The sequence below is a fragment of the Vibrio sp. CJQ_6 genome (genome assembly GCF_043106745.1).
Lineage (GTDB): Bacteria > Pseudomonadota > Gammaproteobacteria > Enterobacterales > Vibrionaceae > Vibrio > Vibrio furnissii.
The window spans coordinates 486832-512805 of the sequence record NZ_JBICMV010000021.1 but is presented as its reverse complement, the minus strand read 5'-3'; the positions used below and the strand labels follow the sequence as shown (position 1 = coordinate 512805).

At 41.8% G+C, this 25974-nt stretch carries 20 protein-coding genes; 4 read left to right on the top strand and 16 right to left on the bottom strand.

Features of this window, described 5'->3' with window-relative positions; genetic code table 11:
- Positions 1–15 precede the first annotated feature (15 nt).
- Positions 16–1842, bottom strand: a complete 1827-nt coding sequence (locus ACF8PK_RS13120) for a M4 family metallopeptidase (protein WP_392441703.1) — start codon at positions 1840–1842, stop codon at positions 16–18.
- A 350-nt stretch (positions 1843–2192) separates the two neighbouring features.
- Positions 2193–2837: an outer membrane protein OmpW gene (ompW, locus tag ACF8PK_RS13115; protein ID WP_004726967.1), complete on the bottom strand. Its 645-nt coding sequence runs from the start codon at positions 2835–2837 to the stop codon at positions 2193–2195.
- Positions 2838–3276: 439 nt separating this feature from the next.
- Between ompW and ACF8PK_RS13110 the strand changes: the two genes are divergently transcribed.
- From ACF8PK_RS13110 to ACF8PK_RS13100, 3 genes are all read left to right on the top strand, one after another.
- Positions 3277–3621 carry a DUF3316 domain-containing protein gene (locus ACF8PK_RS13110; protein ID WP_004726968.1) on the top strand — a complete coding sequence of 115 codons (345 nt, stop codon included), beginning with the start codon at positions 3277–3279 and terminating at the stop codon, positions 3619–3621.
- 260 nt (positions 3622–3881) lie between these two features.
- Complete coding sequence (locus ACF8PK_RS13105; protein ID WP_154179714.1) at positions 3882–5285, top strand: HD-GYP domain-containing protein; 1404 nt, start codon at positions 3882–3884, stop codon at positions 5283–5285.
- 103 nt (positions 5286–5388) lie between these two features.
- Entirely contained in the window at positions 5389–5727 is a 339-nt protein-coding gene (locus ACF8PK_RS13100; protein WP_154179712.1) for a cytosolic protein, read from the top strand.
- 317 nt (positions 5728–6044) lie between these two features.
- Here ACF8PK_RS13100 and ACF8PK_RS13095 read toward each other — a convergent pair whose 3' ends face one another.
- Positions 6045–7250: a cellulase family glycosylhydrolase gene (locus ACF8PK_RS13095; protein WP_154179710.1), complete on the bottom strand. Its 1206-nt coding sequence runs from the start codon at positions 7248–7250 to the stop codon at positions 6045–6047.
- 143 nt (positions 7251–7393) lie between these two features.
- The gene (locus tag ACF8PK_RS13090; protein WP_154179708.1) at positions 7394–8668 is read right to left on the bottom strand and encodes an ABC transporter substrate-binding protein; all 1275 of its coding nucleotides are present in this window, start codon (positions 8666–8668) and stop codon (positions 7394–7396) included.
- 326 nt (positions 8669–8994) lie between these two features.
- Here ACF8PK_RS13090 and ACF8PK_RS13085 point away from each other — a divergent pair, with 326 nt between their 5' ends.
- Positions 8995–10998 carry a cellulase family glycosylhydrolase gene (locus ACF8PK_RS13085; protein WP_154179706.1) on the top strand — a complete coding sequence of 668 codons (2004 nt, stop codon included), beginning with the start codon at positions 8995–8997 and terminating at the stop codon, positions 10996–10998.
- Positions 10999–11119: 121 nt separating this feature from the next.
- Here the strand turns inward: ACF8PK_RS13085 and manA are convergent, their stop codons facing one another.
- The 12 genes from manA to ACF8PK_RS13025 form a co-directional block, all read right to left on the bottom strand.
- Complete coding sequence (gene manA, locus ACF8PK_RS13080; protein ID WP_392441698.1) at positions 11120–12313, bottom strand: mannose-6-phosphate isomerase, class I; 1194 nt, start codon at positions 12311–12313, stop codon at positions 11120–11122.
- 42 nt (positions 12314–12355) lie between these two features.
- The gene (locus ACF8PK_RS13075) at positions 12356–14329 is read right to left on the bottom strand and encodes a methyl-accepting chemotaxis protein (protein ID WP_154179702.1); all 1974 of its coding nucleotides are present in this window, start codon (positions 14327–14329) and stop codon (positions 12356–12358) included.
- A gap of 77 nt (positions 14330–14406) precedes the next feature.
- A complete protein-coding gene (locus tag ACF8PK_RS13070) occupies positions 14407–15696 on the bottom strand; it encodes a carbohydrate porin (RefSeq protein ID WP_000773470.1) in 1290 nt (429 codons plus the stop codon).
- A 302-nt stretch (positions 15697–15998) separates the two neighbouring features.
- On the bottom strand, positions 15999–17171 hold the full coding sequence (locus ACF8PK_RS13065; protein WP_014257544.1) for a glycosidase: 1173 nt from the start codon (positions 17169–17171) through the stop codon (positions 15999–16001).
- Between the two features lie 127 nt (positions 17172–17298).
- Entirely contained in the window at positions 17299–18291 is a 993-nt protein-coding gene (locus ACF8PK_RS13060) for a glycoside hydrolase family 130 protein (protein ID WP_000111640.1), read from the bottom strand.
- Between the two features lie 37 nt (positions 18292–18328).
- Complete coding sequence (locus tag ACF8PK_RS13055; protein ID WP_392441696.1) at positions 18329–19693, bottom strand: phosphomannomutase; 1365 nt, start codon at positions 19691–19693, stop codon at positions 18329–18331.
- Between the two features lie 188 nt (positions 19694–19881).
- Positions 19882–20886, bottom strand: a complete 1005-nt coding sequence (locus tag ACF8PK_RS13050) for a LacI family DNA-binding transcriptional regulator (protein ID WP_014257546.1) — start codon at positions 20884–20886, stop codon at positions 19882–19884.
- Between the two features lie 148 nt (positions 20887–21034).
- Positions 21035–22117 carry an ABC transporter ATP-binding protein gene (locus ACF8PK_RS13045; RefSeq protein ID WP_004726975.1) on the bottom strand — a complete coding sequence of 361 codons (1083 nt, stop codon included), beginning with the start codon at positions 22115–22117 and terminating at the stop codon, positions 21035–21037.
- 16 nt (positions 22118–22133) lie between these two features.
- Positions 22134–23354, bottom strand: a complete 1221-nt coding sequence (locus ACF8PK_RS13040; RefSeq protein ID WP_014257547.1) for an AGE family epimerase/isomerase — start codon at positions 23352–23354, stop codon at positions 22134–22136.
- Between the two features lie 20 nt (positions 23355–23374).
- Positions 23375–23992: a YesL family protein gene (locus tag ACF8PK_RS13035; protein ID WP_100068010.1), complete on the bottom strand. Its 618-nt coding sequence runs from the start codon at positions 23990–23992 to the stop codon at positions 23375–23377.
- Between the two features lie 2 nt (positions 23993–23994).
- Positions 23995–24933: a carbohydrate ABC transporter permease gene (locus ACF8PK_RS13030; RefSeq protein WP_004726978.1), complete on the bottom strand. Its 939-nt coding sequence runs from the start codon at positions 24931–24933 to the stop codon at positions 23995–23997.
- Position 24934: 1 nt separating this feature from the next.
- Complete coding sequence (locus ACF8PK_RS13025) at positions 24935–25807, bottom strand: carbohydrate ABC transporter permease (protein ID WP_000482741.1); 873 nt, start codon at positions 25805–25807, stop codon at positions 24935–24937.
- Positions 25808–25974 lie beyond the last annotated feature (167 nt).

Below are 25974 nucleotides of genomic sequence, written 5' to 3'. Positions count from 1 at the left end.
ACAAGGGATTAGCAATTAGTCCAGACGCAGCGTCACACCTGAGTAGGCGCTGTAGCCTTTCAGCATCACGTGATACGTGGTGCCAGCAACAGCCGAGATCGAACACTGCTCGTTATTGCCCGAACGATATGGACGGCAATCCCAAGAATTGGTGGTTGGTTTACTGCCCGCTTTCACGTACAGGTCCACATCACCCGAACCAGAACTGATCGATACCGTCGCGGTTGTCGCGCTGTTCACCGTAAAGGTGTAGAACGATTCAGAGCCCGCAGAACCAGAAAGGCCAGTCACGGGTTGGCCTTTGACAAGTTCATTGCCAGAATCCACAGAACATGACGAGTTCACGCCAACCGTGGTAAAGGCCGCAGTCACATCATTGACGTTGTAGCCCAAATCTTGCGCAGCTTTCACCACACCACACGCGCCTTCATCAAAGGTGCTGTTTGGCGTCCAGTAGAGTTGGTTTGCCACGGCAAACACTTCAAAACCTTTGCGCACATCCCAACCTTGTTTGTTCGAAAGCAAGTAGAACGCACGGTTGAACACACCGCTTGAATGGTGCACGTCGATGCCACTGTAATACTGAGAAGCGTGATCAATCGAGCTGCCATCTTTCGACGGCGTATCGAAGTAGCGCAGGCCGCCGGACGACTTAAAGATGTCGCTGCCGACCACCCAGTCTACCGAACCGCGCATGTAGTATTCCGCCGCTTCGCCCGCGATGTCCGAGTAGGCTTCGTTGATACCGCCTGACATACCTTCATATACCAGCCCTGAGTTCTGCTCAGTAAAGCCATGACTAACTTCGTGCGCACTCACGTTGATGTCCACCAGCGGATAAAAGGTTGAATAGCCGTCACCAAACGTCATGGCAGAGCCATCCCAGAACGCGTTCTCATAATTGCTGCCGTAATGCACACGCATGGTTAGTTGAAACGTCAGCGGCGAGGTATTCAACCAATCGTTGTACATGTCGAACACCACTTTACCGAAGTAGTGGGCGTCATTGAGCGGCGAATAGGCACCATTCACCGCTTTGTAATCGTTGTAGTTACTGCTGTTGTTACAGTCGTAGCTGTAGGCTGTCGTGCCTGATGTTTTGTTCTTTAGATCTACGGTTTTGACCGCAGAACTCAACATGGTACAGGTTGAACCGGTTTTACTCACCGCAAATCCCGGATAATCGGTGCCATATTGATACATACCTGTTTTCTGGTTACCGCCAGGGCCGGTGCCCGTCGCTTCCGCGTGCGCCAAACCATCCCACTGTTTCACCACATCACCACTGTTGGCATCAATGAAGTAGAAAGGACGCGCAGGCGTATCGGACGCCACAAAGAAGTTCACCAGATACACCAGTTGTGCCTGCTGCTGGTCATCCAAGCGCACCATCAATACCGCCGATTGATTTTCCATCGGCAGATCCTGCCCCGCAAATGACGCGTTGGCAGCGCTAAAATTGTCTGCCGCTTTGGCGATGGCCTGCTTCTCATCGAGCGTCGGCTTAACGGTGGCAACATCGGCTTCAATGCCCTGTGCCATCATGCCCTGCACTTTGGTGATCCCTTTACTCGATTCGGTCGAAACCACCGCCGTGTTGAACACCGGAACGCCGTGATACAACTGCTGATAACGCACTTTCACTTTTCCGTTGGGCAGTTGAATGGTTTTGATGGCCTGATAGCCATTGGCTGGCGTGACGATGCTGCCTTTTTGTGCCACTAATGTTTGCTGAAACTGACCACTGTCTTCGACGGCGACCCATTGCGCTGCCGAAACCGGGAAAGCCATCACCGTACCGACTGCGAGTAAGCCTTTAACTTGACGTTGTAATGTTTTCATTTCTCATTCCTAGAGAGTGTGAAAATAGGTAGATTGCCTTGATTCAATTGGCATCTGTTGACCTGCGACATTCGTCGCCCATTGAAAGTGGAACAAGAAAATCCAGCTCGCCACTCGGGCAAAAAAATAATTTGCGCCCGATGTTCAAGAAAACTGACAGTCACACCATGGAATGAGGGAGCATTGATAAACCCATCAGGAAAATCCGGCTTATCAATCAAAAGTTTATATTCAATTGATAAATATATGCAAACAAAGGCATACACATCTTTATCAATAAATTTAGTCCTGACAGGCACAAAAAAAGGGCAGCTATCGCTGCCCTTTCCAATAAAAATATCGATTAAAAATCAGAACTTATAACCACCTGCGATCATGAAGACCCATGGGTTGATTTTCACATCAGTTGAGTATGATGTGCCGCCTGCTTTGTATTTCGCGGTGGTTTCGATGTTGGCGTACCACGCTGATGCGTTCAGGAACCAGTTGTCGTTGATCTTGTAGTCCATACCGATGTTCGCCGCCAGACCCCAAGAGTCATCCAGTTTCAGGTCGCTCAAACCTGCGCCTTCACCGGTGCTATTGAATTTCTCGTCGAAGAACACGGTGTAGTTGATACCCGCACCCACGTATGGACGGAAATCAGACTGAGGCTCACCGAAGTAGTATTGCAGCATGAATGTTGGCGGTAGATGTTTAGTCTCACCGATTTTACCCAGACCGCCTAGGTCCGTCGAAATATCGTGAGAGAAAGGAGACGCGGCCAGCACTTCAAAACTGATGTTGTTGGTGATCATGTAACCCAGCGTCAAGCCTAACTGTGTGTTGCTATCCACTTTCAGCTCTTCTTGGCTACCCAGAATTTTATCACTGCTGTCATTTGGGACGACTGACGCTAAACCAGCACGAACAATAAAGTCACCTTCTTGATGAGCCAGAACGTTTGCTGAAGCCAACGCTGAAAGTACAGCAAGTCCACAAAGTGTTTTTTTCATTATTTGATTTCCTTTTTCTTGGGCTAGAGTTTGTAATTCTTATGTGGCGCACAGTAGCACAGAGAGACCACACATTTTTGATGGAAATCAATTTGTAAAATTTATTGCTACAAATAGTGAGAAAATGCAGGGTTCATCACTTTTTATTGCAATTAAAAAACAATTATCTAATGCAACTTTCGCGTGCGTCACGTGTCCCCATTCGAACCACACTTGACTTGGATCAATTTTAATGAAATTTGTCTGTCGAGAATTTGAACCCATTCTGCACTTATGCCGCCGAATCGCGGGGAATGACGGGCCACATTGAATGTGATAATTATCACAACACCACGTGCTATCTGTGGATAATTTGCTGATCTTTTGACCTTTTGCTAACACCGCCCCAGCGGATCACGAAGACAATAACGACGTAAATTGAAACTTGAATGGAGTAAGTATGAAGAAGATCATTCTGCTGCTTGCCGCCATGTTGTTTAGTAGCGTTGCGCTTTCCGGAATGCGTTTCGGTGCCCCACAAACCAATTTGAGTACCGCCAGTTACCAGACACAACAGCAAGCCGCCGAAGCCGGCGAGGCCATGATGGCCAACCTAAAAGCAATGCCCTCGCAAGAACTGCTCAAAGTGCTGCCCATCTACGATGACAACGTAGACAGCAAAAGCGTGCGGATCAGCCAAATTCGACGCAGCGTCAAACCGGTTGCAGAGCAAAACGGTCAAATTGAATTTCAAAGCGTCTTGACCATCGACTACCGCTATCAATATTACCCACACGACGATTAATCGTTCCCGCCTGATGAGTTCCCTGCTCATCAGGAATTTCTAATCCTTGCCTCTTGACCATCGAGGTCAGCACCCTTTCATCATCGAAGCGGCCAAATGCCTGAAACTTCGCATGCAATCACCCGCTCATCATTCCCGTGACTGAACGCTCAAAATTGCACTTATGAATCCACGACAGCGTTTTTATTGTTTGTTTGTCATTCGATGACAATGCAAGGTTGCACTATATTTTTTATTTATGTCTTGATGAGTCGCGTGCGATGTTATTACAAGGTTCGAATCTCAATATGCCTTTGGCCGAGCTGGTTTCTTCATTGACAGTGGCGCTAGATATGACCGAAGGACAGCCCCCAGAGCACAGTATGCGTTGCTGCTGGATTGGCATGCATATTGGTGAGCGAATGAACCTCTCATCATCGGAGCTTCATGACCTGTATTTTACGTTACTTCTCAAAGATGCTGGCTGCAGCAGCAATGCCGCTCGAATCTGTGAACTCTACGCCACCGATGATCTGACATTTAAACAACAATATAAAACGGCCGGTACTAGCCTGACGAGTGCGATTAATTTCGTCCTGAAAAATGCAGGCTCGGGTGAACATTGGCGTAAGCGTATCTCTACCACGATTGATATTTTGAAAAATGGTAAAGATTATGCTCAAGAACTGATTCAAACGCGTTGTACAAAAGGGGCTGAAGTTGCTCGTGAGCTTTTGTTCAGTGAAAGTGTGGCTCAAGGAATACAACATTTGGACGAGCACTGGGACGGTTCAGGTCGTCCTGATGGATTAGTGCGTGATCACATCCCATTATTTTCAAGAATTGCCCTGCTCGCTCAAGTGATGGATGTTTTTCAACGTGAACATGATTTGAGTATCGCATTTTCTGAACTCGAAAGTCGTTCCGGAAACTGGCTAGATCCTCACTTAGTCGTAATGGCTAAGCAGTTGAAAGACAATCCTGATTTCATCAGCGCACTCAATGCCTCATCCATCGTCCCTTTTGTTCTGTCTGTGTCACCCGCCCAAGCGATGATTCCATTAGATGATGATTATTTCGATCGAATTGTGACGGCTTTCGGAAAAATCATTGATGCCAAGAGTCCTTTTACCTCCGGACACAGCTCTAGAGTCGCTATTTTTAGTACGCTCATCGCCGAAGAACTCAAGATAGACGCAGAAGATCGACTATGGCTAAAACGAGCAGCACTCTTACATGATCTAGGAAAACTCGGAGTCAGTAACACGATTTTGGACAAACCTGGGAAGTTGGATGATGACGAGTGGGCGAAAATACAAAATCACGCGGTGTTTACCCGAGAGATCATTGAAAAAATATCCCCGTTAAAACAGTTTGCCAAAATGGCCGCGGCTCATCATGAAAAATTAGATGGCACAGGCTATCCCGATCAATTGGTTGCTGATGAAATTTCGATGATGACACGGATTATTACGACAGCAGATATTTTTGACGCCATTACGGCTGAACGCCCTTATCGAGGAGCGATTCCAATTCCCAAAACATTAGAAATCATGGAAGAAAATGTGGGGACGGCCATCGACCCATTGTGCTTTAATGCACTTAAAGCGGCACTCAGCAAACTTCCTGAGAAGTACATGAAAGATATTGGTATGAGCGGGGTTCCCGCGTCACCGATGCTCTAAATGCATGCTCAAAAACAAGGATGCCGCCGCGCCTGACTAAATCCCTACGACGTTCTTGCCTGATAGTGATAACATCGCCGCATCAGAATGACCGAGAAACACCATGTTTATCCACCACGTGAACGACATCGACTGGCTGGTGATCACAGCCTTTGAAGAACTAAAACCGCTATTCATCGAAGATGCTGGTGCCATCCCCACATACTTCTCGACCACCAGCGAATTAAGCCTCATTGACCAAGCCAAGCGCGCTTACGGGTATTTGCCGGCACTGCTCGGCGTCATCACCGATACCGGCACATTTCAAAGCGAAGATAACGACGAAGATTTGAACCCACAACTTGCCTGCCTCGTTGAAGGGCGTGGCCGAGTGTTTATCTATCATGGCGGCTTTGTGGCGTTTGTGAACGACGAACAAACCTTCATTACTCGAATGAACTAAACATCATTCAGTCTGTTGAAATCGACGAATAGAACGGTGGTAGCGTTGCGCCACTAAGAAAAGTCATTTTGCGGTTCATTAGCGTGATACATCCCAAACAAGGAGTGGGGCATTAACTCTTGCTTTCCATTCCAGCTAGCCCTCCCGGCCGCTGAATAGTGACCGAAAACACCGCAGTATGAATACTCAAAGCCTATATGAGCATATTCCTAATACATTTCCACAGTCATCGTTGTTGAATGTCTCAGTCCATAAGCATCCTGCATACTTAAAAGGATGCCTATGAACTACAACTAGCCATGTCGAGAATACGCTAATCAATAATCTGCGTTAGAACCTTTCACAACACACGATTCGTTATTTTCCCATCCCCAACCGTCACCATCTGGATCAGATGATTCAGATGAACAATAAGCATAACCATTAGGAGCGGTTTCATTTGAGTCTTGAACGATACAGCTTTGCTCATTTTCCCACCCCCAACCATCCCCATCAGGGTCAAGGGAAGATGAACTACAAATGGGATACTGAGTACTTTCGCCAGAACAATCATCTTTACACGTAAAAACTGTTGCGATCTGAGAAGTCGATTTTATTCCATTTTCGCCATTGATTAATGTATTACCCCACTTCGTATAAGAATCATTATTCCAATTATTGACAATATCCAAATCAGCTGTCGAATCATCATTTCCTGACCACGACCAACCGATATATCCTAAACTTAATGTTTCTGTTCGTTCCATGATAGCGCTTTCATCTACATTAGACCCTTTATGTGTCGCCGCAAATTCACCCACAACAAGAGAGAGTCCTTTATTGACAAAAGACGAGATATAATTATTTACAGTGCTATAATCGCCGTAAACTTCATACATATGCACACTAAAAATTATATTATGTAAAGGATCTGAATCTAAAATCGAGGTGGCATTATCTAACATTATATTTTGCCAATCTTGTCCCCAATTCGGTGCATCGACCATGATGACATGATTCATACCTTCACTTCTTAACCGGTTAATTGCATCTTTATGTGCCTTTACCCAATCACTACTAATGATTCCATTACCGAACGGTTCATTGCCTAAGTTAATAATAACGTAGTTTTCTTCACCAATTAGTTTTTCTTTAATTTCGATCCAATAATCCGCCGCAGAATTCAAATCAGCTGCGCTGCTTTCTTCACCGTAACCTGTCGTATCATGCACCTCTAAGACTGCAATCAAGTTGTATGATTTAGCTAGTTGGATAATATTGCCAACCTCTTCGGCACTAGTCTTATTCCATCGATGTCCGTTGCTCAATACGATCCTCACCGTATTAGCTCCTGTTAACGATATTCCCTGCAATGCAGTTTCTAGCTTATCTGCATACCAAGCATGAGCGTGATTAATGCCTCGGATCTTAAATGGGATTCCATTGTATTCATAAAGCACACTGCCAGAAACATAAAGCCCAGCAAAAACCGTATTAGAAAATAAAAATAAAAGCGTTACTATGCAAAAATTAAAATATTTCATTTCTATATCCTTAGATTATAACGTTAGTTCGTTCTAAGTGTCTTTCCAACAACTATATAGAAAATACTCAGAAAAATTTAAAAAAAAGGCCGCTCCCCCGAACGACCTTGGCTATAAGCCAATTTATGCTGCCGCAATTTAAACTACTTCATTACCCGTTTTTTAGCGCGCTCCCAACGTGAGTCCAACTTTTCAAGAGCTTCATTAAAGTTTTTAGATGTAATCACATCTTGAATATATCCGCCTGAATAGAAATCGATTTTCGAGCGATTAGTTACTTCAATAAATGTCGATGAGTTAACAGGAGTTTGAATTACATGAGGTTCATAACTCATATATTCATTGAGCTGTTCTAAAGATGGTTTCTTGCTTTTTAATGTAGGAATAAAGCCTGCAATTTTCTCGAAATCTGAATCTTCAATCAGATATTTAAGATAAGCCTTAGCTGTCTCTTTGTTATTTGAAAACTTACTAACAGCGTAACCCCAGTCGTGATTCATTTGCGCATTCAACTCACCTTTATCATTTGAAGGCATTGGCATGAAACCGATGTTGTTCGACGCAGCGCCACGCTCAATCACTTGAGGGATAACCCAGTTGCCTAGGTAATACATACCCGCATCACCTTTTGCGATAGCATTCTTGGAGTCTTCCCAAGAATTCGTCATCAAGTCCTTTTCAGTCAACCCATCATCGATTAACTTTTTAAGTACACTCAATGATTTGTTGTAAGCAGTGTCACCTGAAAACGGCTTATCCTGAGTAAGCATTCGTTCATATACACCATCGTTACCTTCCACAACCAATGGGAATTTATCCCATTGTTGGAGCGGCCATTGAGCACCAAAATTGATATAGAGCGGGATCTGACCATTTGCTTTGATCTTTTGTGCCGCATCAAAAAAGTCAGATAGCGTCTTAATTGGCACTTCAACGCCAGCTTTCTCAAGAACTTCTTTATTGTAAACTAGACCTTCAACCGAGTTACCCATTGAGATGCCATACGCATTGCCATTGTTCTCCCAAGCATCATAAAAATAAACTTGTTCCGGTGAATAAAGGGCGTTCAAGGGTTCATAGAAATTTCCATATTGTTCTGAAGGAACAGAAGGAAGAATCAGAACGAGGTCACCATAATCACCGGTATTCATCCTTGGACGTAAACCGCCTTGATAGTCAGCAAAACCAATCACTTTCACTTCAGTAACGTTGGGATAGATATCTTTAAACTCTTTCTCATATCGCTTATAGACTCCCGCCTCAACAAGGTCAGTACGGTTCGTATAGAACGTAATTGATCCTTTCACTAGAGCTTGATTGATCCCATCGGTCACGACAGCATGTGCCATACCATTAGTCCCGAGCGTGATTGCTCCGACGATGAGTGTCTTTGTAATTGTGGGTACAAATGATTTCATTCTCTATCTCCATGTGTATCAAAGCCGATACTTGGTTGTTTTGTTTGCCTAAATATTAACGTTACGATTTTATTAATCTAGTTGAAATGCATTGATACGTGAGCAAAATCACCACAAGATTCAGAGTTTAGTAATAAAAATTTAATTAAATTCAATAAAAACAGCATCATAGTTAATTAGCCATAACAATGATTAAATTGAGACGGCAGTCACAAAGCGTCATATTTATTGAAGTAAAACACATAATCGAAACGTTACCATTAATTTTGCATCGAGTTTTGAGGACAATAGCATCGTCAAAATACAAACATTAAAAAGGACTATGTATGCAGAACATCCGCTATGCTCTACCCCTATTGACGATCATTGCAGGTTGTAGTGGTGGTGGGGTCACATCAACACATCCCTTTCCTACCGACTCAATGAACAATTTTGTTGTCCAACAAGGCCAATCATTCATGGTTGGCGGGCAACCATTTCGTATCGTTGGCACGAACAATTACTACATGCATTATGCATCGCATGACATGATTGATTCCGTCTTAGACGATGCAAAAGACATGGGACTGAACACCATACGCGTTTGGGGATTTATGGAAGGAGTTAGCCATGGGCATACCATGCAACCCGAACCAGGAATATATACCCCACCGGCCGGCGTTAAAAGCGCTTTAGAGAAACTGGACTATACAGTTTCAGAGGCGAAGAAACGTGGTATTCGGGTGATTATCGTACTGACGAATAACTGGGGCGATTTTGGTGGAATGCAACAATATGTCGACTGGTTTAACGGCACTCATCATGATGATTTTTACAAAGACATCAATATTAAAGACGCCTATAAAAACTACGTAAAACATCTCATAGAACATAAAAACCGCTATACAGGTATTATCAATAAAGACGAACCAACCATCTTAACTTGGGAGCTGGCAAACGAACCTAGAGCACAATCAGATAACACGGGTGAGTTGCTGCTTAATTGGACCAAAGAGATGAGTGACTTTGTTCGAGAGCTTGCACCGCATCAATTGATCGCTCTAGGGTCTGAAGGCTTTTTCAACCGCGAAGGCAATACAGACTGGACATATAATGGCGGTGAAGGTGTCGATTGGGAACGTATCATCACGCTGCCCAATATCAACTACGGTACATTCCATTTGTACCCTGAACACTGGGGAAAACATAACGCCGAAGAATGGGGAACCCAGTGGATCAAGGAGCATGCAAAAGCAGCGAAGAAAGCTAACAAACCGGCTGTACTTGAAGAGTATGGCATTGGCAAGAATGAGCCACAGAATCGAGACTTCATCTATCATAAATGGACAAATACAGCCTATCAAGCAGGCCTAGCTGGCAGTATGTTTTGGATTTTAACCAGTACAGACCCCGATCAACCCAATAACCTGTACCCTGATTATGATGGCTTTAGAATCTTAAATGATGGTGGTCGCACGGCACAGATCCTCACCAACCATTCGAAGCAAATGAGAGGAGTGGAATACTCAACAAAAGACACCGTGTATCTCACGTATCCAATTGACGGAATGAAGATATCTGAACCAACGTTTACTGCGCGCAGTTATCCAATGCCTAAGCTAGGCAATGAAATCACAAAAATGCAGCTAAGAATTCCGGAGAATGATTTAACTGTAGATATGGTTGATACCAATGGCGACGGATATTTTGAAGCAAATTTGGTTTCTGCCGATATTGGGTATGGAGCCAAAACATTTATCACCGTCGCAACATTTGCTGAAGGTGAGCGTCAAACCGATAAAGCAAGCGTTGACATTAATCGACCAATTAAGGGATATGAAGTCGAGACTAAATACGATTTTAGTGATCGCACAACTCAAGGATGGCAAAAAGACGGCACATGGCAAGCCAGTTGGAATACTCCCGCGATTGAAGTATCTGAAAAATTGGGCAAGCCAATGCTACAACTCAATGTAGATTGGTCTGGTAAACATGACTGGGAAGAGCTCAAGATTCGAAACCAAGCAGTTTCTAATTTTTCACAACATACCAAGATGCGCTACACACTCTACGTTCCCGTCAACAACGACGATAAAGGTGGCCTGAGACCTTATGCTGCTCTCGGTGATGGTTGGGTTAAGCTCGATGCTGACAAACATCGAGTTAAAGTTAAAGACCTAGATAAAGTGAAAATGGGTGGTCAATATTTTTATAAACAAGTCGTAGAAATCAACTTAGGGGACCTATCCAAGAAATTACCTGACATGTTTGTTTGTATTGTCGGTGATAAATTCCCACTGAACGGTTCAATCTACATTGAAGACATCGAGTTTCTTAAACCTGTCTACTAAAGAAGATAAACTAGATACTAAAACGCCAGCTATACTGCTGGCGTTTTAGCTGGTGACTTGCTGTGTCTTAACATCGGAGAAGGCTAAGGCCCTATTGCTGATCCGACATAAATGAATTGAATTAAGAAAAAACTCTGGCTGACACAGAAGCTCGATAAATCAAAGCATCTGAAGTTGCATGGATAACATTGACTTCTTCTGGACGTTGATAGAAAGCACTACCAGAGCGAGAATAATGGTGATGATTTCCGAGTCTAATTTCTCCACTTAGAACAAACCAAATACAAGCTCCCAGCTCATCCGGAGTAGTAAGCGATTGACCCTTATCTAGTCGATATTCTCTTAGTTGGAAATCATCTGATTCTACAATGTAATCTAATCCTCCATCCAAACTCGGTTTACCGGCTAAAGTCTTCGGCACAATTGGAGAAAATTTAGTGATAGCCAGCAGTTCTTGGATATCAATATGCTTAGGCGTAAGCCCACAGCGCACTACGTTGTCTGAATTCGCCATTAACTCAAGATTCTGGCCTTCAAGATAAGCATGCGGCACCCCAGCATCCTGAAAAACAACGCCACCTTTTGGAACATACATCAGGTTCATAATAAAAATCATGATCAAACCAGGGTCAAGCGGTCTAGCTTTTTTCTGAATAATTTCTACCGATCTCATAAACCAAAAAAGTGGCTCGGATTTAGAAATTTCATTTTGATGATAAGCGTTGCGATACTGCTCAATCACAGGAAGAAGCAAAGACCTGATCCTATCCGCTGGCAACGCGAAAATTGACGATACAAACCCTTGAATCCCTAGATCTGAATACAAGCGAACTAACGGGTCGAAAGACTTAAACAAACTAAGTTCATTCAAAGATTCCGTAACGTTACGAAATCCATGTAGCAGATAGAAATCGGAAAGTGCGAGCATCAGCTCCGGCTTATGGTTCTCATCCATATAACTTCTCAATTGAACCGGAATTCCAAGAGAGTGCTCTCGAAGAAATCCCTGTTTAGCCTGCTCGAGTGTGGGATGAACTTGAATAGATAAAGGCTCCTTAACATCAAGGATTTTAAACAAATATGGCAGTTGAGTACCAAAACGTTGAACCAACTTTTTACCTAGACGATATTCAGGGGAAGCTTCTATCCATTTTGAAAGCGATGATCCGTCAACAAGCATAGAAGAACCAGATTTATGATCGCCAAGCCACAACTCTGCCATAGGCATATCGGATAAATCTGAATCTGTCATCATGGAAATGTAATGATGACCACCCCATTCGTAGTTCTTAATCACACCTTTAATTTCAATCATACTCTCACCTCAAAATAAAATAACATCAACAATAAAAACCAATTACGTTAGAAATTTATTTAGCTCTTTTTTCTGACCATTAGATAATCTTAATAAGCTATGACTCGCTCCAGAAACGTTATCTAAATATTCGATACTCTTATCAAACCCTAGAACAACAGAAGAAACTGAATTCGCAATATGTCCACATGATTGGAACTGCTCCTGAGCATATTGAGCAACAATATCTGTCTGTTGAACTAACTCCGAGACATGTTCACTAATATCAGATATTGCCGCTTTAGTTTGCTGTAAGTCCTTTGAATTTTTTTTCATTTGTTCAGTACAAACAGACATGCTTTCTACAGCATTAGAACTAGCCATATTCAATGCTTCAATTAGTTTTTGTATTTTATTGGTGGATTGCGTTGTTTGTTTGGCCAAATTACTGACTTCATCAGATACAACAGAAAACCCTCGCCCATAACTTCCTGCCCTAGCGGCCTCAATAGCAGCATTGAGTGCCAACAAATTCGTTTGGCTAGCAATATCATTAATAACATCGACAATATTTCTAATATCTTTCGTCCTAAATTCAACCTCTGAAATAGTCAGTGAACTTTCTCTAATCATCTCGCTCAACAAGTCATTTCCATCCACACTGCCATCGATTAAGCAAATGGCATCATCAACAGAATTACTTATTCCTCGCGTATGATTTCTCGTGTTTTTTATATAAATTTCCGTTTCTTTACTTGTTTGTTCTAACTGTTCAGAGGCTGCTGATATAGAATGTACAGCTAATACTTGACTATTGTTAAGACCCCGCAGGTTGTCTACACAACGTGCATTATCTTCACTTGATGAGAATATACTCAAATTGTTCGATTTTACTTTATTTATCAATTCTCTGTTAGTAACAATTACTTCATTTAATTGGTTAATAAGTAAAGAAAACTCAAGACTCCACCCCTGGCAAGTCACAGATTGGGAATAATTCCCTTTAATTAACCCTTGAAGCACATCAAGTAAATAATTGATTGGCGTTTTTATTTTCCTTGCTAAAATACAAGCTGAAACAACAATAACAGTACAACAAAGGAATAAGGACACTAGCTGAATTTTAACAATGGAATCAAGTGTTATAGAGATATCTTTCTTTACGACCTCGTTACTTTTACTTGCGTCGTTTCTGAGTTCGATTAATTTTCTCGACAATTCTTCTTTCTTTTCAAGATAATTAACATTTAACTGTTCAAGTTCATCATTATACCGTATGACATTTAACTTAGACTGAGGAATGCTATTTTCAGAAAAGAGGATTCTCATTAACTTATCATTCGAACTTATATAATCTTTTTCATTTCTAATCGATGGTAATTCTTCATAAAGAAACTCTTCATCATCCTCAATTAGACTTTTGAGGTTATTCATCTGGTTGACAATTGTTTTTGCTTCGACTTCATCATCGACAAACAAAATCTTATTCGTCATTGCTATGGATGCGTTTATTTTTTCGAGATATGACTCTATATCTTTAATTAAAAACTCATCAAGCTCATTAGACATTGTCAATGTTCGTTTAATTATAATAGCCGATGAAACGGAAATATTTTCCATTTCATTTCGATCTGTTTTTATTTTATTTTCTTTATCAAGGACTAATTTTTTAATTGATATTTTTTGTTCAATAACTTCCTTTAAATCATCGGCAATATTTTCTAGATAATTCACATCAGCAAGATGAGATGAAGACAACGAACTGATAAAATCATCCATTTTCTCATGTAAATAAAAAATTTCATTATCAATAACATTGGTATCATTAGCATTCATAACAGTTGACAGTTGAATATCAATATTTTGACTTTCACTTTGTAGCTGACTGGCTACTTCATTCAAAGAAAGCGATTTATTGATTGCAAACTCAATGTCATCCTTCGCTGAATCTGAATGATAGATTACGAATGAGTTCGTCAATGTAAGAATCAATAGAACACTAACAAAGGCTATTATAATTTGGGTTACAACTTTCATGGTATTCCTTCACCAATATTAAAAAAGGAGAGAGCAATGCTCTCTCCAAAGAAGGACAGTAAATCTACATAGATAACCTAGAACCAAACTTCCGCTTGAATACCGAAGTTCAATGTATCTGTTTCACCATTACGAGTGTAACCAGAATCAATTTTTGACGATGCACCATCATCCCATTTTGCATAAGTGACAAAAGCACGAATTTGTGGACGAGCCCAGAAGCCAGTTTCCAGCATCAATGTTGGAGCGATAGTTGCCTTATAGAAGCCACCATCTGCGCCGTCAGCAACGTCTTCTTTAATATGCTCATAACCAAGTTCATACTGCATTGCGAAATTTTTGGTGATTTGGTTATGTGGGCGAACGCCAATTGCGTAGATATCGCGATCTGCACCAGTTTTGGTACCGGCCCATGGCGCATAATCTGAATCACTCTGATAAAACGCAAAAGTAGATAGCTCCCAAGACTCACTTAGATTTGCTAGGCCATCAAAAACAATACGCGCTGACTTAGCGTCTTTAGCATTACCAAAACCCCAACCGTTTTTACCCAGTGAATCCCCCGCAGCAAGACCTTCACCATATTGAGCAGTAATGCGAGAGTAGCCGTTCGTTAAGCCATAAAAGCCATCGAAGTTATAAACCGCGGTCAATCCCAAACCACTTGTAGGACCATTTTGACGCCACGAGCTTTTCTCCATTGTGTGCCCTACAACTTGGAAATCTAAACCTGAATCAGCGATTTTTTTGAACCAAACATTAAGAGAAATATCTTCTGGATAACCTTGGGTCGAGCTATCGTCAGGATCTGCAGAGTTTTCGCCACTAGGGGTAAAAGCGTAAACACCTACGTCCATTTTTGCGAAGCCAACATCAATTTTGTCAACGCCACCACCGGTACCGTTGTATTGAATGTACTCCCAATCGTATTGATGGCTCGATGTGTTAGATGAACTGTATCGTTTACCTGCCCAGAACACACTCTCTGGCGCAAACGAAAACCCGCCCATTTCAACGTAGCCTTCGCGGAACTGAATGTCATGATCATCCCCATCAACACAGTTCCAGTCTGCTGTACACTTCGTTTCGTGCGTCAAGTTCGCTCTTACTCGAGCCCATGTTCCTTCGTCAGTGGTAATTTTGATTGTAGGCAAAAGCTCGATTTTGGTGTTTTGTTCGTTCCCAAGACGGAATTTACCGTAATTGGTAAAAAGCCCTAGGGAGTTGGAGCGTGTTCCATCACCGTTGAGTAATAGACCCGATTTGAGATAACCGTGTAGCTCTCCTGAAGTCTCTAAAGCAAGCGCAGGGGCAGACGCTACAAATAATCCAAGGATGATACCTTTTGCTAATTTATTTAGTTTCATAGTGCTTCTTCTTATCGTTACTGTTTGAAATTCAAAAAGACCCACCCAACAAAATCCTTTTACTTACTGGCTTCATTTGGGTTGAGGTAACTATACCAAAACAAAAAATGGTAACGTTACGATTTTGATCACCATTTATGATTGAGAATATAAGTTATGATCATAAATGAGATCCAAGATCTATTTCCATGTGATTACCTAATATTAATATTCTATAAGCATCACATTTTTATTTTTTTATATAACTTAGATCACAAATAATATTATAGATAAATAAAAAGAGCACATACGTGCTCTTCGAGTCATACATATTTTTCGTTTGACTTAATTAATTCAATTCTTTGAGCAACACATTGATATGATGTTAGCGGATCTTCTGGTGTATTCATCACATAATCGACCAACTGATCGACAGTTGTGGTTAATACATGACAACGAGTATCTGATGATGCGTAGTAGATAAACACTTCACCATTGTCTCGAGCAATTAATCCATTGCAAAACACGACGTTGGACACATCGCCTACCCGCTCCTCTCCTTCAGGAGCCAAAAAGTATCCGCTAGGTCGATGGATCACTTTCGTTGGGTTATCGAGTGCAGTCATAAAACTATAGAGAACATAACGAAGACCTGCGGCAGTATTGCGCACACCATGAGCAATGTGTAACCACCCTTGACTCGTCTTAATTGGCGCTGGCCCTTGACCATTCTTAGATTCTTTTATTGTATGGTAAGTCTTTGGATCAATGACATATTCCATGTCAACCACAGCACTTTCCATAGAATCGGTGTACCCCCAGCCAATGCCACCACCACTGCCCGCTTCAATAAAGCTATCTTGTGGTCGTGTGTAAAGTGCATACTTGCCGTCTACAAACTCCGGATGCAGAACAACATTACGTTGTTGCGCCGAACGAGTTTTAAGATCTGGTAAACGCTGCCAGGTTTTTAAATCAGTAGTACGTACAATGCCACACTGTGCTACAGCCGAAGACTCATCGCCTTTGGGAGCTTCAGGATCTTTTCGCTCAGTGCAAAACAGGCCATAAATGTACCCATCTTCATGCTTCACTAAACGCATGTCGTAAACATTTGTATCAGACTCAATCGTCTGCGGAATAACACAAGGTTTATCCCAGAATTTGAAACCATCAACACCGTTTTCTGATTCCGCTACGGCAAAAAAAGACTTACGATCATGTCCTTCAACACGCGCAACTAAGTAAAACTTCCCATTTAACTCGATAGCACCTGGGTTTAATACAGCATTAATACCTAGGCGTTCCATCAAAAAAGGATTCGTTTCTGGATTCAGATCATAACGCCAAGCCAATGGTGCATGTGCCGCTGTCAATACAGGTTTTTTGTAGCGATAAAAAATTCCATTTCCTGGAGTAATTGGTGAATTTTCATATTCAGTATTACGAGAAAAATCTGATTTCAAATCAGAAAGTCTTTGGCTAAAAATAGACATATTTGACCCTAAATTTTAAAACAGACATCATCATCAGACGATGAATGACAATCGTTATAATGATGACAAATAAAAACTTAACGTTACGATTTATCATCATTATGTGCTTGATATTTAAAGTTTGACGTTAGAAAACTTCAGATTTTGTTTTTAATTCACGCATGAGGTCATCAACAGTTGTGTAGGCGACAGCTGAATAGGTATCAGCCGCTCCATAATAAACTGCGATTCGTCCCGTTTCAGAGTCCGCCAACGCGGCACATGGGAAGGCAACGTTCGGAACAAAACCTGTTGTTTCATAGCTCTTTTCAGGCGTTAAAATGTAGTCTCGAGTACGGTATTTCACTTTCCATGGTTCATCTAAATCAAGTAATGCAGCACCAAAACTGTATACAAAACCATTGCATGTCCCAGATACGCCATGATAAATCATCAACCACCCTTCCGAGGTTTCGATAGGAATAGGCCCAGCACCAATCTTGGTTCCCTGCCACCAGCCATTGCCACCTTTGCCCATCACATGGCGATGTTTACCCCAGTATTCCATGTCATTTGAATGGCTTAGGAAAATATCGCCAAACGGAGTGTGGCCGGAATCAGAAGGACGATTCAACATCAGAAATTGACCATTGACCTTACGAGGGAACAAAACACCGTTGCGGTTAAATGGCACACATGCATTTTCTAAACGCGTAAACGTTTTGAAATCACGAGTCATACCAACACCCAACGTGGCACCATGGTCATCAGTACACCAAGTCACGTAGTAAATGTCCTCGATTTTTACAACTCGCGGATCATAGGCGTATGTGGGTTGAAAAGGCTTTCCGTCAACATCTAACCATTGGATAGGATCTTGTTGAAATTCCCAATTCAATCCATTTTTTGAATGCCCAACATGCAAATGCGGACGACCATTTTTATAATCACAACGAAATACACCGATAAACTCGCCATTAAACGGTACGACGGCAGAGTTATACACTCGAGCAGCGGCAGGAAATGGGTTCCAGTCGATGATAGGATTCTCAGAGTGACGCCACATAACCCCTTCTTCGCCAACAGGCTTCTCTTGCCAAGGCATGTTAGGAATTGCATCACCAATAATTTTTACAGACATTTTATTCTCCAAACTTAAAAATCAAAAAAAGAAGGTACTACTGTTGTAACAGCGCCAGAATCTGATTTGTTTTCTGTTCAACTAAGATAGGGTTACGCTTCGATTCAACGTTCAAACGAACAACAGGCTCAGTGTTGGAGGAGCGTAGATTAAATCGCCAATCTTCAAATTCCATACTGATACCATCAGTAATATCTGTCACAACCGCACTATCAATGAAGGCATCCCAGACTCGGTTAACCGCAACTTCAGGATTCGGAACAGTACGATTTATCTCGCCCGAAATTGGATAGCAGGTTTGAGCTTTGGATACGAATTGAGATAAGCTCAAACCTGTTTTTGATACGAGTTCAGCAATCAATAACCAAGGCAGCATTCCCGAGTCACAATAAGCGAAGTCTCGGAAATAATGGTGTGCAGACATTTCCCCACCATAGACAGCATCCTCTTGACGCATTCGCTCTTTGATAAACGCATGCCCAGTTTTTGATTGAATGGCAACACCACCAGAATTCGAAACTACATCGATGGTATTCCACGTTAATCGAGGGTCATGGATGATCTTTGCACCCGGTTCTTTATCAAGAAACGCTTGAGCCAACATACCTACGATGTAATAACCTTCGATAAAACAACCGTTTTCATCAAATAAAAAACAGCGGTCAACATCACCATCCCAAGCAACACCAAAATCGGCTTTCTTTTCGATAACGGCGTCAATTGTCGCTTGTCGATTGTCAGGTAATAATGGGTTCGGTATCCCATTAGGGAAATTGCCGTCAGGCGTATGATTGATTTTTATGAACTCAAACGGTAAATGAGCTTCTACATTGTCAATCATATGGCCAGCGGCACCATTGCCTGCATTCACGACGATACGCAATGGCCTTAGTTCGCTTTTATTGATGTAACCAAGCAAATGCTTCGTATACTCACCTGATATATCGTAACGTTTCGATTTTTTGTCATAAAGAGCAATATCGTTGGAAGGTAAATAGGGTTGTGACTGTACGAGCGCCTTAATGTCATTTAAACCCGTGTCACCGCTAATCGGTTTGGATTGTTCGCGAACAAGCTTCATTCCGTTGTATTCTTTCGGATTATGGCTAGCAGTCACCATGATGCCGCCATCGAGGTTTAAATGGCTCGTCGCAAAATAGACCTCTTCTGTTCCAACTAAACCTAGGTCAATGACTTCAGAACCACCATCGATCAGCCCCTTGCGAAGTGAAGATGCCAAAGACTCACTACTTAAACGAATATCGTAGCCAACCGCGACTTGTTTTGCCTGAAGATACTCCGCGTATGCTCGACCAATTCGATAAGCAATATCTTCATTCAATTCATCTGGCAGCCGACCTCGAATGTCATAAGCTTTAAATGCTTGGACTAAGTTTTCCATTATTCTCTCCCAAAATCGTAACGTTACCATTTTTGAGTTTTTGCCAAAAAGTTTCAAGAACATCTGCATTATTTAGACAATAAGTGTGATGTATATTGAGTTTTAACAGGCGAAACAACACTAAAAAGAAAGCCAGAACTTCTCGTTCTGGCTCTAAAATGAAAGGCTTACGATTGCACCGTAATTAGTTATCGAGGATATAGCGTTGTTTTTTCGACATATCTCAGATCTTTTGGATCCGCCCCCTCAACACACTTGACGATGTAGCGAGACAACATCTTACCGACACTGTGAAAATCTTGCCTTAAACCCGGAATTGGCGGCATAAAAAAGCTAGGCAAATCACACGTTTCTACCGCAATCAATTCTATGTCTTTTCCGATCTGTTTACCCGCATCTTGAATCCCGGCAATCATACCGCAAGCACTGATCTCAGAACCACAGATGATACCGTCTGGAGCATTCTCTCCTTCCATCAATCGTTTTGCGTAATCTCGATAGTTATCAACATCAGTGTCAAAGATAATGTCTTTGTCTTTGGAAAAAGACATTCCGTATTCCATGGATGCCCTTTTGACACCGTAATACTTATGCCAAGCGTAGGTATATACTTGTGAGGAGCTGAGCAAACGAATATGCTCACATCCTTTGTCGTATAAATAACTTGCCGCTCGATACCCGATATCATAGTTATCGATATCGACATATGCGTGCTCGACACTCATCTCCGTCTGACCAAAAGTGACAAATGGAATGCCTTGCTCGTGGAGATACGTCACTCGTTCGTCTTGAGTCAGAGTCAGGTTAAAAATAATACCGCCAGCCAAGTTGTTTTCTACAGCATATTTGACCGGGATCAGCGGATCCTGTCCCGGTTCTAAAGGTAACACTGTCAGATGGAATGGTGTCCCCTCAAGGCCCGCAGTCAACCCGGCGATGAGCGCTAGAGTACCGACATCACCGACAATATCACCGGGTTTTGTCACCGGTAAAATCGCACAAATATTGTAGTTGATCCCCGTTCTCAATCCTAAACCAGAAAGATTCGGTCGATACCCTAGCTTTTCTGCTGCTGCTTTTACTTTGTCTTTCGTGGGTTGTTTGACATCATCTCCGTCTTTCAAAGCACGAGAGACCGTGGTAACCGATAATCCAGTAAACTCAGCAATAGTTTTTAACGTAGCTTTAGACATAAATTTCTTCGGGCTGCAAAAATTCGTAACGTTAAGAAAGTGTCGCATTGAAGCAATCAGGACTCAAGTCTATGTTGGAAAAATTTTAACTGAATCAAAAAAAACAGGCAGTTAATGCCTGTTCTTATTAGTGGAGAGTATAGATAGACTAAATTCGTTCTTCAGTAGCAGCACAGAAAATCGATACGTTTTGAAGATTCAAATGCAGATTGAGCGATTCTCCATTCTTGATTTGCTGGTTAGCATCGAGCTTAGATCTCAGCGGTTGCCCATACATATCAAACTCCGCAAGTGTTTCAGAACCGGTCATCTCAAAAGCGTTGACTGGCAACTGAATCTCAAAATGGCTATTGAGCGGTGATTGAGTCACATGTTCAGGACGAATACCAAATAACACTTTACGATCACTTACCGGCTTCTCTGAAAACTCATACCCATCCACAGGGATCCATACATTATCAACCAGTACCCCCCATCGGTCGCCCTCTTTATACAACAGACCTTTCAACAAATTGATCTGCGGTGCTCCCACAAACTTCGCGACAAACACATTCGCTGGCTTGTTGTAAATCTCATAAGGTGTCCCGATTTGCTGTGGGATACCTTTATTCAGCAGTACGATTTTGGTCGCCAGAGTCATCGCCTCAATTTGGTCATGAGTCACATAGATGATCGTTGAGTCCAAAGTCGCATGTAGCTTTTTCAACTCGAGCCTCATCTCACCACGTAGTTTTGCATCGAGGTTAGATAATGGTTCATCAAACAAGAACACTTTGGGCTGTCGCATCAATGCTCGACCAATGGCAACACGTTGTCTTTGTCCACCAGACAATTGAGCCGGCGTTCGGTCAAGCAAATGACCAATTTGCAACATATCAGCAACTTCTTTCACACGCTGCGCTATCTGGTCAGCTGGCTTCTTATTAATTTTCATACCGAAGCCGATATTTTCACTGACCGTCATATGAGGGAACAGCGCGTAGGATTGAAATACCATAGCGATATCACGATCTTTAGGGTCTGCGAGCGTCACGTCTTTACCGCCAATCACCACTTGGCCAGAAGTGACATCTTCTAATCCAGCGATAAGGCGAAGCAAAGTCGACTTACCGCAACCAGAGGGCCCCAGAAGCACCGTGAAGCCTCCAGCTTCCATTTCCAAATCAATGTCATTTAGGATGACCGTTTTACCAAAAGATTTATTTAGTTTTTTTACTTCTACAGCATGCATGTTGTCATCCTCACGTTTATACAATTGTGGCCTTTTGAGCAGCACCGACTAACTCAATTCGTTTGATCATTTCAATACAAGCACGCCCGTTATGATATGGGCATTTCCAAGGCTCAACTTTAGGGGTCTCCTTGTAGGGTTTCCCATACCGATTGACTTTCCAAAACCACTCACCGTTTAGGCGATCTTTTAGCTGTCCTTTAATGACGTTCCAGCACATCTGAGCGTTTTCTAGAAACATTGGCGCTTGTTTTTTCTGATATGCATTGAAAAATCCAACCATGGCTTCGGCTTGAACCCACCAAATCCGATCGGAGTCAAGTAAATGACCTTCCCGCAACTCATTGAAAACGGCGCCGTCTTTATCAACGCCTTCAGTACTCGTCACTATCGCCATTTCATAGCTTTGGTCAACAATCTGCGTCAACAATTGCTCGTTGTTTAACTCATGAGCCGCTAGATCGATAAGCCAGGAACCCTCAATGTCATGCCCATAGGACACATCCTTAGAAACGCAGCGCCAATCACGGGTAAAAAACAGGCCATAATGCATATTCTCATCCACAACTTTTGTGGACATCAATGTACATAACATTTCTAGCTTTTCTGCTACCTTTGGAAGTTGTGTTGCTTGGTGAAGCACGGTGTATGCTTCTAATACATGTAAGTGCGTGTTCATTGATTTTTCAGCGAGGATGCCTTCTGCAGTGTCACACACCAGCTGATTCTCTATTGGGTTCCAATACCGATCAAATGCTTCTCGGTAACCACCGTATGCCACATCAAAGGCATGTTTCTCTATCAAGTCAAAGAGCGATAATGCTGTATCTAAAGCCGTTTGATTGCCTGTCGCTAAATAGAATTCGCACAACGCATAAATAGCAAATCCTTGATTATAAACATGCTTCTGCGAATCCGTAACGTTACCATTTTTATCTAAAAGCCAATAAACGCCACCATTTTCCTTGTCGATCGCTTTATCCACGAGGAATTGGTAGCAATGCTCAGCAGCTTGTAGATACGCTTCTTTTTTTAAGACTCGGTATGCGGCAGAAAACGTCCACAATATTCTTGAATGGAGTAGAACAGCTTTGTCATGCTCTGGATCAATGTTACCAACAAAATCAGCAAAACAGTAAAATCCACCTAGATTTGTATCTTGGAATTTTAGCCAAAAATCTAGAATATGCTCAGCTTCTGCCGCAATCTCATTTTTAAACTTATTTAAATCTAACATAATTTCTCTCGTAATTTTGGTTATGAATCATACGCATTGTATTGGAATTCACTATTTTTCAACCAAAGCAAGGCAATTGTGCAAAAACATATAGGTGAAAGACCGAATAACAAAAAAATTATCGGAAAGAACAAACCAAACAATACTAATATCATCCCCACCAAAATCGTCATTAGGAATGTCTGCTTGTCATTTATCAACAATGATAAAGCACTAACAAAATTATTTTTTATTCCATCTGTATCATAAATACTGATTTGAATCATCAAATAGTATATTAATGCGATTAGTAATAACGTTAAAGGGAAGAAACTTATTGCTATAAGCGAATATAATTCACTTAAATTTATTATTCCCCAATTTACGTACCAGAGAAGTGATAATGTAGGTATTAATACTGCCCAACCAACTTTATTACTTCGTAAAAATTCACGTTTAAAGACAGTCCACATCGTCTTGAGCGTCGATTTTTCAGCACCGTTAAGATATTGTCGGATGATGAAACACATTGTGACGGTCGCAGGGAAAAAACCAAAGACAACACCACCGAGTAGTGTGAACAAAACCCATGTAATATTTAACCAAACCAAACGCGATAACCACCGACAAAAATTGATCAAAGGCGACGTTGACATCATCTTTATCCCTTCACCGCACCGTTAGTTACACCCGCATAAATTTGCTTCTGTAGGGATAGGAAGATGACGACCGAAGGTACAAGAATAATAATAATTCCTGCAGATATTGTGGTCCATTCCGTACCGAATACCGATGTAAATTTATAGAGAGCTGTCGATACTGTTACCTGTGAAGATTCTGGCAAGTACAACAAAGGGAAATAAAAATCGTTGTAGATAAAAATAGTTCGTAGGATGATGATGGTCGCGATAGCTGGTTTCAACAAAGGCAGAATAATCTTTCTATAGATAAGAAAATACGATGCCCCTTCCATTTTTGCGGCCTCATCAAGTTCGACAGGAATACCTTTCATGAATTGAAGGAAAACATAGATCATCACAACATCAGCACCAATATATAATAATACGACTGAAGCTTTATTATTGATTAATCCTAATGACTTGATAACTTCGAAGGTCGCAACTTGTGTGGTAACCGCAGGTATAACCATAGCAACAACGTAAGCTAATAAAACTAACTTCTTCCCACGAAATTCAAATCTCGATAACACATAGGCAACTTGGGTTCCGAAGACGATAGTAAAAAACAACGAAATTAATAAAATAGTCCCGGTATTGAGAAAAGCTAAACCGAGATCGCCATCGGTAAACACTTTAATATAATTACTAAAGTTAAGAAACGAATCAGGTATACCAACCTTACTCGTATTATAATACTCATCCAGTGTCTTAAACGATGCCATAAGAACAGAATATGGTGGTACAAGTACAGCTAATGAAGCCAAAGCTAATGTGAGATACTTAAAACCCGACCAAAATACCCATGAAGGATTTGACATATTTTTTCTAAAACGGGCTTTTCGCATTTCTCGTTTAGAACGCTCAACTCTATTGATAACCAGTTGCTCTTCATATGTCGTTGCAGTGGTTTGTTCAGACATATCAGTTTTCTCCTTTAAACAACACTTTTTGAAGAATCATAAACAAGACAACGATCATCAGCAGTAGCACTGCCATCGCAGAGGCAAGGCCAAAATCATTGAAATTGAATGCAGTTTCCAATGTAGCCATTACAAAGGTCTTGGTTCCGTTTGCACCTTTCGTAATGATCATAGGGATTTCAAACACCGACAGGGACCCCACAAATGCTAACAGCACTTGCAATCCGATCACGAGTTTAATGGAAGGTAACGTAATAAAGCGGAATTGTTGCCATTCACTAGCCCCTTCAATTCGTGCGGCTTCATATTGGTCTTGCGGAATCGACTGTAAGACACCAAAAAATAGAATTAGGTTAAAGCCCAAATAACGCCAAATCGATGCTGCAACAAGCGCCCAGTTAACAACATTGCGATCCATTAACCAAGGCTTAATCCAATCATCCAAACCAATCAAGATCAAGAAGCTATCTAACGCGCCATCGACTTGGTAGAAAATTTGAAAAACCATCGAGGCCGCGACTGCATTCAAAACAAACGGGATAAAAAGTAGTGTCTTAAACAAATTCCGGCCAGCGAGTTTGGAATTGACCAGTACAGCAAACCACAGTGACAGAGTCAGTTGAATGACCGCGCCTGCAAAGTAGTACAACGTCACTAACAAAGGATTCAACTGATCAGGTTCTTCCCATAAGTACGTATAATTTTCTAGACCAATAAAATTTTTGACTGGTGCATAACCATCCCAGTCGGTAACACTCATGTAAAACAGTTGGCTGGCAGGGTAATACGAAAAGGTAAATAGTAATGTCAATGGTATCGCCAAGAACATGACGATAATCAACCTCTGCTGCTGCTTTAACGTTAAGTTAAACATAAAAACTCCCAATAACGTCCAACCTTCAACTAGTTCAGTCAGACTAATTCATCTCATTCCCGAACAAATCTTAACGTTACGATTTTGTCATCGCAATCAACTATAAGCGTCACATAAGGTTAATGTGAAACGGATCAATAAACAGCACCTCTCCACCCTATCATTTG